Below are 14446 nucleotides of genomic sequence, written 5' to 3'. Positions count from 1 at the left end.
TGTTTGAGCACATTACAACGGCTAATTTTTTGACGCTGCCTTTTTGCTTCACCCTGCACAAAACGCCTTATATACTATTGTGCCCGCAGCAAGTTTTGGAATAATCTCGTGAAGTGGTTAAAACGTATACTCATAGCTCTATTCAGTCTGGCCCTTCTTGGGGTTGCAGCTATCGTTGGAGCCTACTTCTACGTCCTGCCCGAACTCCCGGATGTCGCTACACTCAAGACAGTTCAACTGCAAACGCCACTGAGGGTGTATTCCAGTGACGGCAAACTGGTCTCGCAATTCGGTGAAAAACGCAGGATCCCGCTGGAGTTGGCCGATGTGCCCAAACCACTATTGCAGGCCTTCCTGGCAACCGAAGATTCACGCTTTTATGAGCATAAAGGTATCGACCCCATAGGTGTGGTGCGCGCCGCATTGGTTATGCTGGCCACCGGCGAGAAAAAACAGGGTGCCAGTACCATTACCATGCAAGTGGCCAGGAACTTCTTCCTGACTCGAGACAAGACAATTATTCGTAAAGTCAAAGAGATATTTATCTCTATCCACATAGAGCAGCTGCTAACCAAAGATGAAATTCTGGAGCTCTATGTCAACCGTATCTATCTTGGACAGCGTGCTTACGGGGTTGGCGCCGCGGCTCAAGTTTATTATGGCAAGGAAGTCAAAGACTTGACGCTTGCTGAAATGGCAGTTATCGCAGGTTTGCCAAAAGCCCCTTCAACACTCAACCCTATCACCTCCCCCAGCCGAGCTTTGACCCGTCGTAACCTGGTGCTCAACCGTATGCTGGAGGTCGGCTATATCACCCAGAGTGAATATAACGAAGCCAGTGCTCAACCTATTACCGCCAAATACCATGGCGCCGAAATCGATCTCTATGCCCCTTACATTTCAGAGATGGCCAGAGATTATATGGTGCAGAAATATGGTGAAGAGGAAGCCTATACCGGTGGTTACGATGTTTACACCAGCATAGACTCATCACTGCAGTTAAAAGCCCAGAAGGCACTGCGCAACAATGTCTACGCCTATGATGAACGCCATGGCTATCGAGGCCCAGAAGCGGTTCTATGGACAGACAAGCAGCCTGATGAGAGCGAGTTGATTGCCACCCTGAAGAAAACTATGCCCATTCAGGAGCTCAGGCCAGCCGCCGTATTGCAAGTAGAGGAACAGCAAGCACAGGTGCTGCTCGCCTCGGGAGAAAAACTCACTCTGCCTTGGGATGGCCTCAAATGGGCCCGCAAGTTTATCAATGACAAACGCCAGAGTGCACCACCGAAGAAAGCCGAACAATTCCTGAAAGTGGGCGAGCAGATTTGGGTGCGTAACAACGGCGATATCTGGCAATTGGCTCAGGTGCCTCAGGTTGCCAGCGCCATAGTCTCGATAGATCCCAAAGATGGTGCAATTCAGGCTCTGGTCGGTGGTTACAGCTTCAGTCAGAGCCAGTACAACCGGGTAACTCAGGCCAAACGTCAGCTGGGCTCCAACATAAAGCCTTTCTTATATGCTACGGCGCTGGAGAAAGGCTATACCCTGGCGACACTGATCAACAATGCGCCGATCAACAAGCCCGACCTCAGCCAAGGTACGGCATGGCGCCCCAAAAACTCACCCGACGTATACGGCGGCCCCACCAGGCTACGTCTGGGACTGGCCCAGTCTATCAACGTGATGTCGGTGAGAACCCTGCGTTATGTTGGGCTGGATGCCGCCATCGACAAGCTGGTGCAGTTTGGTTTCGATGCCAAAGAGCTCAACCGCAACGAGTCTCTGGCGCTGGGATCACCATCTGCCACACCTTTGCAGGTGGTCACTGCCTTCTCTGCCTTTGCCAACGGGGGCTACCTGGTTGAGCCTTACTTCATTAAACGGATCCAGAATGCCCAGGGCGAAATCCTTGAACAAGCTCATCCGGCTCTGGCTTGTGATGCGCCGCTTAAGCCTGAAGAGGATATGGCGGATAACGCGATAACCGATTTGACTATGCAAGAGCCGCTGCAGCCCCAGGTTCAGGAAGATCCTTTCAGCTGTGACAGCCCAAGTGCCCGTCACGCCAAGCAAGTGATCAGCGAGCAGACCGCATTCCTGATCACCGATGCCCTCAAGAGTGTTATCTGGGGTGGCGGTAACTGGAGCAAGGGCACTGGCTGGAACGGTACCGCCTGGCGCGCCGCCAGAGTGGTCAAACGCCATGACATAGCCGGTAAAACGGGAACAACCAACGAATCGCGGGACACCTGGTTCAGTGGCTACAATCCTAAGCTTGCCACCACTGTCTGGGTCGGCTTCGATGACCATGGCCGTGAGCTGGGACGTACCGCCTGGAATGCCAGCGGCGCCAAAGATCAGATTTCAGGGGCCGAATCCGGTGCCAAGACCGCGGGCCCAGGCTGGAACGAGTTTATGCGCGATGCCCTGGAAGGAACGCCGGAAGAACCCAGCATTCCACCGGCTGGAATCGTTTCGGTGCGTATTGATTTAGACAGCGGCAAGCTGTCCCGTAAGACAGACTACACCAGCGACTTCGAGTACTTTATTCAGGGTACCGAACCCAAGGAATACGCCACCGGCGCCGAAGATGACAGCGACATCTTTATCGAAACACCGCCGGAAGAGCTGTTCCAGTAACTGTCTGTGTAACACCGTCTGTTAAACATTAAAAAACGCGCCGATTGGCGCGTTTTTGTTTGGCTCGAATCCGAGGGATAGCTTCTATTTGGCCTGTTTGGCAGCCAGTGCGGCCTTGACCTGCTCTACCGCGGTACCGCCGAGAATATTGCGTTTCGCCAGGCAAGAATCGATACCCAAATGCGGATAAACATCCTCCGCTATGATATCGGCATAGCTTTGTAAGATTTCAAGTGGCAAGGCTTCCAGTGGCTTACCCTCAGCAATAGCTTGCAGCACCACTTCACCCACAACGTGATGCGCCTGCCTGAAGGGCATGCCTTTACCCACCAGATAGTCCGCCAGTTCAGTGGCATTGGCGTATCCCTGTTGAGCTGCGGCCAACGCATTGGTTCGGTTAACCTTGACACCTTCGAGCACCAGAGCCGCCATTTTCAAGCACAGGCTCCAGCTGTCCATCACATCGAACAAGCCTTCCTTGTCTTCCTGCATATCCTTGTTGTAGGCGAGTGGCAGCGCCTTCATGGTGGTGAGGATCCCCATCAAGCTGCCGTATACCCTGCCCGCTTTACCGCGGATAAGCTCAAGCGCATCGGGGTTCTTCTTCTGCGGCATCAAGGAAGAGCCTGAGGTGACATTGTCGGCCAGCTCGATAAAGTTGGCTTCGCCGGAATTGAAGAAGATCATATCTTCAGCCATACGACTTAAGTGCATCATGCTGATAGAGGCGTCGCTGCAGAGCTCGATCACATGGTCACGATCAGACACGCTGTCCAGGCTGTTGAGGGTAGCAGAGGCAAAGCCCAGGCTGGCCGCCAGCGCCTGACGGTCAATGGCATAAGCCGTGCCCGCCAAGGCGCCACAACCCAGAGGGCAGGTGTTGAGGCGATTCAGAGCGTCCTGCAAGCGGCTGATATCCCGCTCAAACATTTCAACATAAGCCAAAGCCCAGTGGCCAAAGGTCACGGGTTGTGCCCGCTGCAGATGGGTATATCCCGGCATTACGGCATCCAACTCGCGCTCGGCCAAGGCCAGCAGCCCCTGTTTGACTTCAATCAACAGACTCAGCAGGTGTGCGCCTTCCTGTTTGCACCACAGCTTGAGATCGGTCGCCACCTGGTCATTGCGCGAACGGCCGGTGTGCAGCTTCTTACCCAAGTCACCCACCTTGGCGATCAGCTGTGATTCCACAAAACTGTGAATATCTTCGGCGCCGGAAGCGATGATCTGCTCCGGCGTATCTTTAACTTCTGCGAGCAACTCAGCCAGCGCCTGAGTCAGGGTCTGGCATTCCTCCTGGGTTAACACGCCGGCCTGGGTTATCGCCTCGGCCCAGGCGACTGAGCCCTGGATATCCTGCTCCAGTAAACGGAAATCCACCGGCAGGGAATCGTTGAAGAGTTTGAAAAGTTCGCTGCTTTGGCCGCTGAATCTGCCACCCCATAAAGCCATGATAAGGTCCTCTTTCTCGGGCATAAAAACTAAGGGGCGCCGATGCGCCCCTGATATACTGACGCTTACTTGCTGTTGAGCGCGCGGATACGGCTCGCCAATGAGTAGAGGCGGATAAAGCCTTCGGCGTGTTTCTGATCGTAAACAGTGTCTTCACCGAAGGTGGCAAACGCCTCGGAATACAGGCTATTGGGAGAACGTTTCTTCACGGCAACCGCCTGGCCCTTGAAGAGCTTGATCACCACTTCGCCGTTAATGTCCTGGGCCAGTGCCTCGGATGCCGCTAACAGCGAGTTGCACAGAGGCGTAAACCAACGACCATCATAGACCAGATGTGCCATCTGAGCGGCCACCTGTTCACGCCAGTTACGGCTGGTCTTGTCGAGCACCAACTCCTCTACCGCTCTCAGAGCAGCAAACATGACAGTGCCGCCCGGTGTTTCATAACAGCCACGGGACTTCATCCCCACCAGCCGGTTTTCAGTGATATCGATACGGCCAACACCGTGAGCGGCAGCAATCTGGTTCAGCTTCATCAGCGCCGCATAGGGGCTCAGGGCTTCACCGTTGACTTCAGTCACCCGGCAGTTTTCCACTTTCAGGCTGACATACTCAGGCTCATCTGGCGCATCCAGCGGATCGACTGTCATGGTCCACACCTCTTTGCTGGGCTCATTCCAGGGATCTTCCAGTTCCCCACCTTCGTGGGAGATATGCCAGGCGTTGGCGTCGCGGCTATAGATCTTGGTGGCCGAAGCCGAGGTCTTGATGTTGCGCTCGGCCAGGTAAGCCAGCAGATCTTCACGGCTCTCCATGGTCCACTCACGCCAAGGGGCAATCACTTTCAGATCCGGCGCCAGTGCGGCAAAACAGCCTTCGAAACGCACCTGATCGTTACCCTTGCCGGTACAACCGTGACACAAGGCGTCGGCGCCGACCTTACGGGCCACTTCCACCTGAGCCTTGGCGATGATGGGTCTGGCCATGGAGGTGCCCAGCAGATAGGTTCCCTCGTAGATGGCACCGGTTGCTATGGTGGGATAGATGTAGTCTTTAACAAACTCTTCTTTCAAATCAACAATATGACATTCACTGGCGCCGGAAGCCAACGCCTTTTCTGTCAAACCTTCGAGTTCGGCTTCCCCTTGTCCAACATCGGCACAAAAGGCAACGATCTCACAGTTGTTATAGTTCTCTTTCAGCCAGGGAATAATGGCCGAGGTATCCAGGCCGCCGGAGTAGGCCAGGACAACTTTTTTCACATCTGTGTTTTTCTGTGCAATAGACATCTTAATTTTCCTAGATTCAACTGGCCCTTGGCCATCAGCTTAAAAGTGTTACCAGAACGGCATTCTGCGCGTGCATGCGGTTTTCTGCCTGTTGCAGGATCAGAGAACCTTTGCCATCCATCACCTCATCTGTCACTTCTACCCCTCTGTGAGCGGGTAAACAATGCATAAAATACTTCACCTTATACTGATCCATCAGCGGCTGATTGATTTGATAAGGATTAAATTTTGCTTCAATATCAGAAAGTTCTGTTTGGTCGCCCATGGAAATCCAAGTATCAGTGTAGACGGCATCCTGACCTTCCAGGGCGGCGATGTCTGAAGTCAGTATCAGGCTGCCTCCATTCTCGGCCGCCAGTTGCTGTACTTCATTGACAATCAGACCATCGGGGAAATGCCCTTCGGGGCAGATAACCGTCATGCTGGCACCCAGAATAGCAGCGCCTATCATCAATGAATGGGTCACGTTGTTGCCATCACCCACATAGGCCAATTTCACCTTGCTCAAGTCACCGAGCTGTTCTGACAGGGTCAGAAAATCCGCCAGTGCCTGACAAGGGTGGTACAAGTCCGACAGCGCATTGATCACAGGCACAGTGCCGAACTCGGCCAGGCCTTCTATGGTCTTGTGGCTGAAAGTCCGTGCCACTATGGCGTCGGCCCAGCAGGAAAGGTTACCGGCGAAATCGGCAACAGATTCGCGCTTGCCCAAAGCACCATTTTGTTGATCCAGATAAAGACAGTGACCACCCAGCTTATGGATACCGATATCGAAACTGACCCTGGTACGCAGGGAAGGTTTTTCAAACAGCATCACTACGCTCTTGCCCGCAAGCGCGTGTCGGTAGTCTGCCGGATTGGCCTTGATCTTCTTGGCCAAGTCCAACAACGCCAGCAACTGGGATTGGGTGAGTTCTTTAATGGTCAACAGGTGCTTCATACTGCCTTCTCCTATGGTTTTATTTGCGTACCCACGGCTTCGCCCTGAGCCAATGCAGCCAGTTGCGCCGCATCTCTCCAGGAAGCAACCTGTACCGGCTGCCCCATGAGTTCTGCGACTTCCAACGCCGCCTCTACTTTGACTTTCATACCTTTCTCTATCACGCCCAATTTCACCAGGTCGTCGATTTCGCTACGATTAAGACTGGCGATCAACTGCCCCTTACCGTCCAATACTCCGGAAACATCGGAGAGCAGCACCAGCTTGCCCTGCACCAGCTTGGCCAGCACTGTGGCAGCCTGATCGGCATTGACGTTAAGCAGTTGCCCTTCGCTGGATACTGCAATGGAGCTGACAATGGGCATCCAACCCTGAGACAGGACGAAATTGATATAGCTGCCGTCTTTGGGGCAAACTTCACCCACCAGCCCCAAACGTTCATCTTTAATTACCGCATCGACCAAGTTGGCATCCGCCAGACTCATGCCAACGCTGGCGACACCAGCCTTGATGGCCGCCGCTTGCAGTATCTTGTTGGACATACCGGCCAGAGCGCCGGCGATGATCGGCATCTGCTCCGGCGGGGTGACCCGCAAGCCATCGAGCTTCACCGTATCCATGCCATTGGCCTTGAGCTGTTCATCCACCAGATAACCGCCACCATGAACCAGAACCACTTTCTGTCCCTGGGCCAACATTTTCGCCGCCGTATCCATCAGCCTGGCCATTCCCATCTCACACTGCATCAGTGCGCCGCCAACTTTCAGAACCAACACCTTGTCTTTCGTGCTCATAGTGACAACTCTCTCTAACCGTTCCGGGAATAATTAGTATTTAAAGTGAATCTTTATGCATTGTAGCGCCTGACTGGCAGCGCCCTTCATCAGGTTATCTATGGCACTGGCCACCACCAGATAATGGTTCTGTTCATCAAACTTCCACCCCAGATGACAATTGCCCGTGTGTACCACGTCATCCACCTTGGGAAATTGGTTCTGCTTTACGCTGACTATGCTCGAGCCATGGTAGATGCTGTAAGCCTCGGCAACGTCCTCAGTCCTGGTACCCGGCTTGAGCTGCAGCGTAATGGTGGCGAGAATGCCGCGTTTGAAGTTGCCAAGGTGCGGAGTAAAAATCACTTCCTGCCCCAGTTGGCTGGCGATTTCGGGCTGATGCCTGTGACCAAGCACACCGTAGGGCGTTAAACTCACTTCACAGAAACTGGTGTGCAGCTGCGCCTTGCGCCCGGCTCCGGTCACACCGCTAACGGCATTGATAACGGGGAAGGCATCAGTCATCAGTGACTTGAGCGGCTTAAGCGCCAACAGAGATGCCGTGGGATAACAACCGGGAACCGCAATCATATTGCTGTTGGCAATCGCCTCGGCATTCCACTCGGCCAGGCCATAAACCGCCTGTGCCAATACTTCGGCTTGGTTATGCTCAAAGCCATACCACTTGGGGTAGTTTGCAGCATCGCTGAAACGATAGGCACCGCTCAAATCAAATACCGCCAGCCCCTGGGCATAAAACCAAGCTGCCAATTCCAGGCTTACCGAATGTTCGGTCGCCAGCGCCACGGCGTCGGCCTGCGCCACTATCTGCTGTTTGGCCTCTGGCGTTAACGGCTGCAACACCGCAGAGATATGTTGATATACAGGATAAAGCTCGGCCAGGCTTTTGCCCTTATCCAGACTATTTTCAGAGACATACAACCCTTGAATGCTTAACTCTGGCTCAGCTTGGATCAGGGCGGTTAACTGGGCACCTGTATATCCACTGGCCCCTATGATGGCGATATTTTTCATGGTTTCTAATTCTTCAAGCTAATCAAAAAAGGAAGGGCACAACGAAAGCCCGTGGCTCAGCGCCTAATGACAAGTTTATCGTCGCAGGGAGTTATTGCAGTTTTTGGTCTGAATCAAGCTCAAGGTCGAACTCAACATACTTAGTCTCACTGAATTTAGTCACCATGAAAGATGACACTGGCTTTAGCTGTTTGCTAGACTAACACAGCGATTTATTTATGCAATATATATGAATAGTTATTTTTAATGTTTTGCGGAATAGTCATGAAAAAACTGCCGGAACTCACAGAAAGCTTCAGTGCGCTTATCGCCTCGCCCTCCATCAGTGCCCTGGAGCCCGAACAAGATCAATCCAATGCTGCCGTTATCGACTTGCTGGCCAACTGGTTTGCCGATTTGGGGTTGGAGTGCCGCCGCCAACCGGTGCCCGGCAGTCGCAACAAACATAACCTGCTGGCCAACCTGGGCACTGGCCAAGGTGGCCTACTGCTGGCCGGGCACACAGACACAGTACCGTTCGATGAAGGCCGTTGGCAGCATGATCCCTTTCGGCTAACCGAAAAAGATAACCTTTGGTATGGCTTGGGAACTTGTGACATGAAGGGTTTCTTTGCCTTGATATTGGAGGCCTTGAAACAACTGCCGCTGACACAAATGAAGCGACCTCTTTATATTCTCGCCAGTGCCGATGAAGAAACCACAATGAATGGGGCCAAGGCCTTTGCCGCCAACACTGCAATCAAGCCTGAATTTGCCATCATAGGCGAACCCACCAGCCTACGGCCGGTTTATATGCATAAAGGGCACATGGCTCAAGGCATTCGGGTAACGGGCCGCAGCGGCCACTCATCGGATCCGGCCAAGGGACTCAATGCCATAGAAGTGATGCATCTGATCATAGGCCGACTACTTAAACTCAAGCAGCATTTGAGCGAACACTATCGCGAAGACGCCTTCAGTGTGCCTTACCCAACCATGAACTTTGGCCATGTCCACGGCGGCGATGCTGCCAACCGTATCTGTGGTTGCTGTGATCTGCATCTGGATATTCGCCCGCTTCCCGGTTTGGCTTTGACCGATCTGCAACTCATGCTGCAGCAGTATTTACAGCCGGTCTGCGAACAATTCCCAGGGTCAGTTTCCATCAGCGAACTCTATCCCGGCTCGGAGCCGTTTGCCGATGATAGAGACTCTCCCTGGAGCCAACTGGTCGCCAGCCTGGCGGGACAGGCACCTCAAGTGGTGAACTATGCCACCGAGGCGCCTTATATTCGGCAACTGGGGTGCCACACTCTGGTATTGGGACCCGGCAGCATAGAGCAGGCTCATCAACCGGATGAATATTTGGATACGGCGCAGATCAAACCTACGATAAATTTGCTGAAACAGCTTATTTATCATGCCTGTATAAAATAATGATCCAGCCCACAGCTGCTGGAAACAACGTGAGGCAAATACCTCAGCGTATTGACCATAGGGCACAGTGCTGGTTATTGTGCTCTACTCAAGTCCGCCCGAAACGACGACTCTTTCTCACTATTCTTTGGAGCAATCAACACGATGGCAGATATGTATGCATCCTTAAGATCCAACGTCAGTATGCTTGGGCAGATCCTCGGCGACACCATGCGATCCGATCTGGGGGAGCCATTTCTCGATAAGGTGGAGCAGATCCGCCAACTGGCCAAGAGTTCCCGTCAGGGTGATGAAAGCGCCCGTCAGCAGATGTTGGAACTGCTGACGGCCTTGCCCGATGACGAACTGGTGCCGGTCACCAAAGCCTTTAACCAATTTCTCAACCTGGCGAATATCGCCGAGCAGTTTCATACCATCAGCCGCAACTGTGATGAACTGGTGTGTGTACCGGATCCCGTGGAGCAACTGCTCGGACGCATGCTGAACGGCCCGATAGATCAGAAGCAGATGCTGTCCTGTCTGAGGGAGATGAACATAGATCTGGTACTGACGGCACACCCGACCGAGATATCCCGCCGCACCCTGATCCAGAAGTACTCATCTGTGGTCGATTGTCTGACGGCTCTGGAAAACGATCAGCTCAGCGAGCGCGAGTTTAAACAGATCAATCTGCGACTGCGGCAGCTAATTGCCCAGATTTGGCATACCAATGAGATCCGCCGCGAACGCCCGACGCCGGTAGATGAAGCCCGCTGGGGTTTGGCGACTATCGAAACCTCACTGTGGCAGGCGATTCCCGACTTTTTACGCCAGCTCAACGACCAGGTAGAAGAGCGCACCGGCAGCCAGCTACCGATTGATATCGCTCCGGTGCGATTCTCCAGCTGGATGGGTGGCGACCGTGACGGCAACCCCTTTGTTACCGCCAAGGTCACTCAGGAAGTATTGGATCGTAACCGCCATGCCGCCGCCAGACTCTATCTCAAAGATATCGTCTCTCTGGTTGGCGAATTGTCCATGGAAGAAGCCAACGAGGAGCTGAGCCAGTATACCAACGGCAGCTGTGAACCTTATCGTGACGTGCTTAGAGATCTACGCCAAAAGCTGCGCAACACCATAGACTATCTCAATGCCCGCCTCGAAGGTCATCAGCCCGAAATCGACAGCCATAGCATCATCTGGCACCAGGACGACCTGAAAAAGCCGCTGCTGATGCTGTATCAAAGCCTGTGCGATTGCGGCATGAGCCTGATAGCCAATGGCCTGCTGCTGGATATGTTGCGCCGCTTGGCTTGCTTCGGCATTCATATGCTTAGGTTGGATATCCGCCAGGATGCAGAGCGCCACGCCAATGTCATTGCCGAGCTTACCCGCTATCTGGGCATGGGTGACTTCAACCATTGGGATGAGACAGAAAAGCAGGCATTCCTGCTCAGGGAACTGGCTAATCGCAGACCCTTGATCCCGGTAAACTGGCAGCCATCAGACGAGGTGGCCGAGGTACTGGCAACCTGCCGCTTGATAGCCACTCAGCCTCAACAAGCGCTGGGCTCTTATGTGATATCCATGGCTAGTCAACCATCCGACGTGTTGGCGGTTCTCTTGCTGCTCAAGGAAACCGGCTGTCACTATCCCATGCGGGTAGTGCCGCTGTTTGAGACCCTGGATGACCTTAACAATGCCGCCGATTGCATCTCTGCCCTGCTCGATATCGATTGGTATCTGGGTTACACCAAAGGCATGCAGGAAGTGATGATTGGCTATTCGGATTCGGCCAAGGATGCCGGTGTTATGGCCGCGGCTTGGGCACAATATCGGGCGCAAGAACAACTGGTTGCTGTGTGTAAGAAGGCCGGCGTCAAACTGACCCTATTCCACGGCCGTGGCGGTACTATCGGTCGTGGCGGCGGCCCTGCTCACCAGGCGATTCTGTCACAGCCTCCGGGCTCAGTTGACGGACGGATCAGGGTGACAGAGCAGGGAGAGATGATCCGCTTCAAGTTCGGTCTCCCTAAGTTGGCGGTGCAGTCACTGGCGCTTTACACCTCGGCGGTGATGGAAGCCACTTTGCTTCCGCCTCCCGAGCCCAAACAGGAATGGCGGCAATGCATGCAGCGACTGGCCGATGAGTCTGTACTGGCCTACCGCAGCATAGTCAGGGAAGAAGCTGACTTTGTTGCCTATTTCAGAGCAGCAACGCCTGAAGTGGAGCTGGGTAAACTGCCACTCGGCAGCCGACCGGCCAAACGCCGGGTGGATGGCGGTATCGAAAGCCTGCGCGCCATTCCCTGGATATTTGCCTGGTCACAGAACCGTTTGATGCTGCCGGCCTGGCTCGGTGCCGGTGAGGCGCTCGAAGCCGCGGCCAAGCGAGGAGAGCTTTCTCTGCTACAAGAGATGGAACGCCAATGGCCCTTCTTCAACACCCGTATCTCCATGCTGGAAATGGTGTATGCCAAGGCAGAACCCAACCTCGCCCGCTATTACGACACCTGCCTGGTGCCTGAAGAACTGCGTCATTTGGGTGAGGCTCTCAGGGAGAGACTGCAACAGGGGATCCAGGCGGTACTCGAACTGACCCGCTCTGACAGCCTGATGTCGCATACTCCTTGGAACCGGGAGTCGGTGCGGCTTCGCAACCCCTATATCGACCCGCTCAACTTCCTGCAGGCCGAGCTGTTGGCCCGAAGTCGCAAGGAACAGGAAACCTCGGAACAATTGCAACTGGCGCTGATGCTGACCATAGCCGGTGTCGCGGCGGGCATGAGGAATACAGGATGAGGCTGCCCCTACTGCTGTCTCTGTGGTTGATGCTGATGTTGGGCGGCTGTGTCAGCCAATACAGCATCAGCGAAGGACAGCTGGAATCCTATCTGAATAAAGAGCTGCAACTGGATATGCAAGACACCCAGGGGCCACTGGCAACAGAGATCCAGTTGAATCGGGTAACAGTCAAATTGGGGCACAAGCCGGATACCATGGCGGTGAAAGCCACCTCTGAGCTGATACTCAGAACGCCGCTGTTTCCCCTGCGTGCCAGCCTGACAACAGAGTTTGAGGCCAAGCCTTGGTATGACAACCAAACCCATGGCGTCTATCTCCGTGGTCTGGAGTTGACCTCTGTCGAGTCCAATCCCAAGGATATTCAGCGGGCTTTACAGGGTATTGCCCCACAGTTGATGGGCTTTATCCGCAACTTCCTCGAAAGTCAGCCGGTTTATGTTCTGGATACCCAGGACAGCAACCAAGCGAGACTGGCCGATATGACCAAGAGCCTTCAGGTTAAACCAGGCAAACTGGTGCTGGAGTTTAAATAAATCGATATTCAGAGCACAAAAAATACGCAGCCTTGGCTGCGTATTTTTATTTAACCTATTACTGGTTTAACTTATTGCTGCCTTTGACTATTTGGCAAATCGACCAATAGAGGAGTAGTCAACAATAACCGCCTCGCCCAGCAACTCGCGGCGCAGCATGTCATAGGCTACTGCGCTGCTAAGACTGCGAACCAGCTCTCGAGAACGTCTTGGCAGCTGAATCATCTGGCTGTAACAACCTCCCTTGGTTGCCAAGGCTATGGCGACAGTACCGACAGGCTTCTCCTCTGTGCCACCATCAGGACCGGCAATACCACTGGTGGCCAGAGCATAGTCGCTATCCAGTGTCGCCCTGGCCCCCATCGCCATCTCCTCAACGGTGGCAATCGACACAGCGCCATGGTCATCCAGTGTTGAAGGTTGAACCCCAAGAATACGCACCTTGCTCTCATTGCTGTAGGTCACCAACCCCTGATGCAAATAGGAAGAACTGCCAGGAAAAGCCACCAATTGGCTGGTCAACATACCTCCGGTACAGGACTCGGCCAGGCTAAGACTAAGGCCTGAATTCAACAATCTATGATGGATCTCTTCCGCCAGTGTCGCGCGATTTTCGGCAACAACCGCAGTACCCAAAACCTGTCGTACATGATTGGTGACTCGGGGTAACAGAGCAATGGCCTTATCACCGCGGGCAAACAACTTGATCTCTATATGTGGCATAGAGGAGCGATAACCTATGGTGATCCCTGCTGGCAACTCCAATGCTTCCAGCTTATCGGCCAGCGTCGATTCGCCATGGCCCAGGGTCAACAGCTTGTTCAATGCGACTTTTGCATCCAGGCCGAACTCCTGTTTGATAAAGGGCAGAAACTGCTCCTGAACCATATGTTTCAGCTCAAATGGCACCCCTGGAGTGAAATAGAGCCAGGCACGATTGAGTTTGACTCTAAAGCCACAGGCCGTGCCAACCGGATTATCGACCATGACGGCAGACTCAGGCAGTAAAGCCTGTTTCAGATTACTGGCCGGCATCTCTCTGTTGTTACGGCTGAACCAGGCCTCCATCTTGGCACGCCATTCGGCGTTCTCAACCAGAGGCTCACCCTTGGCCTTGGCCATAGCTTCGGCCGAGAGATCGTCGCTGGTTGGCCCCAAACCACCATTAACCAGAATGATATCGGCATGGAGACTACGCTCCTGAAATACGGCTATCAGATCTTCGAGTCTATCCCCCACTGTGACCCTGCGCTGCACCTCAATCCCATGCTCCATCATCACATTGGCAAACCAGGCGGCATTGGTATCTACTATCTGACCGGACAACACTTCCTCTCCGGTACAAATCATCTCTAACTTCATTCAAAGATCCCTTTGGCAAAAACTGCATATACGTTAAGTAACCACTGGATGAATAGCAAGCACGGCTTGGAAGACACAAGAAAGGGAGAAACAGGGAGAGTGGAAAACCAACATGACACGCAGTTTAGAGAGTTGTGCGCGGGTTAATTTTCAGAGGCAAAAATCGATTTATCGCGGGGTAAAATTCACCACAGAACTGGATAAAAAGTCTGCGGATAA

10 protein-coding genes are annotated in these 14446 nt (G+C 53.6%); 4 read left to right on the top strand and 6 right to left on the bottom strand.

All coding sequences use genetic code 11. The annotated features are described in order from the left end of the window. Positions 1-108: 108 nt before the first annotated feature. A complete protein-coding gene (locus HCX89_RS18275; protein ID WP_167716961.1) occupies positions 109-2643 on the top strand; it encodes a penicillin-binding protein 1A in 2535 nt (844 codons plus the stop codon). A gap of 84 nt (positions 2644-2727) precedes the next feature. Here HCX89_RS18275 and argH read toward each other — a convergent pair whose 3' ends face one another. The 5 genes from argH to argC form a co-directional block, all read right to left on the bottom strand. Further along, positions 2728-4095 carry an argininosuccinate lyase gene (argH, locus tag HCX89_RS18270; protein ID WP_167716959.1) on the bottom strand — a complete coding sequence of 456 codons (1368 nt, stop codon included), beginning with the start codon at positions 4093-4095 and terminating at the stop codon, positions 2728-2730. Between the two features lie 65 nt (positions 4096-4160). Then, entirely contained in the window at positions 4161-5384 is a 1224-nt protein-coding gene (locus HCX89_RS18265) for an argininosuccinate synthase (RefSeq protein WP_025889296.1), read from the bottom strand. Positions 5385-5418: 34 nt separating this feature from the next. Then, complete coding sequence (locus HCX89_RS18260) at positions 5419-6324, bottom strand: ornithine carbamoyltransferase (RefSeq protein WP_025889295.1); 906 nt, start codon at positions 6322-6324, stop codon at positions 5419-5421. Positions 6325-6335: 11 nt separating this feature from the next. Beyond that, positions 6336-7118: an acetylglutamate kinase gene (argB, locus tag HCX89_RS18255; protein ID WP_167716957.1), complete on the bottom strand. Its 783-nt coding sequence runs from the start codon at positions 7116-7118 to the stop codon at positions 6336-6338. A 33-nt stretch (positions 7119-7151) separates the two neighbouring features. Then, positions 7152-8132 (bottom strand): N-acetyl-gamma-glutamyl-phosphate reductase, encoded by a 981-nt coding sequence (gene argC / locus HCX89_RS18250; RefSeq protein WP_167716956.1) that lies wholly within the window; start codon positions 8130-8132, stop codon positions 7152-7154. A gap of 264 nt (positions 8133-8396) precedes the next feature. On the opposite strand from argC, the gene argE reads away from it, so the two are divergent. From argE to HCX89_RS18235, 3 genes are all read left to right on the top strand, one after another. Next, the gene (gene argE, locus HCX89_RS18245; protein WP_167716954.1) at positions 8397-9548 is read left to right on the top strand and encodes an acetylornithine deacetylase; all 1152 of its coding nucleotides are present in this window, start codon (positions 8397-8399) and stop codon (positions 9546-9548) included. A 144-nt stretch (positions 9549-9692) separates the two neighbouring features. Continuing rightward, on the top strand, positions 9693-12329 hold the full coding sequence (gene ppc / locus HCX89_RS18240) for a phosphoenolpyruvate carboxylase (protein WP_167716952.1): 2637 nt from the start codon (positions 9693-9695) through the stop codon (positions 12327-12329). Continuing rightward, positions 12326-12865 carry a DUF1439 domain-containing protein gene (locus HCX89_RS18235; RefSeq protein ID WP_101057634.1) on the top strand — a complete coding sequence of 180 codons (540 nt, stop codon included), beginning with the start codon at positions 12326-12328 and terminating at the stop codon, positions 12863-12865. Before ppc ends, HCX89_RS18235 begins: the two co-directional genes overlap by 4 nt. Positions 12866-12952: 87 nt before the next feature. Here HCX89_RS18235 and HCX89_RS18230 read toward each other — a convergent pair whose 3' ends face one another. Then, on the bottom strand, positions 12953-14227 hold the full coding sequence (locus HCX89_RS18230; RefSeq protein WP_167716950.1) for a CinA family nicotinamide mononucleotide deamidase-related protein: 1275 nt from the start codon (positions 14225-14227) through the stop codon (positions 12953-12955). Positions 14228-14446 lie beyond the last annotated feature (219 nt).

It is taken from the genome of Shewanella sp. Iso12 (assembly GCF_012030025.1).
Taxonomy (GTDB): Bacteria; Pseudomonadota; Gammaproteobacteria; order Enterobacterales; family Shewanellaceae; genus Shewanella; species Shewanella algae.
This window is presented reverse-complemented; position numbering and strand designations above follow the sequence as displayed.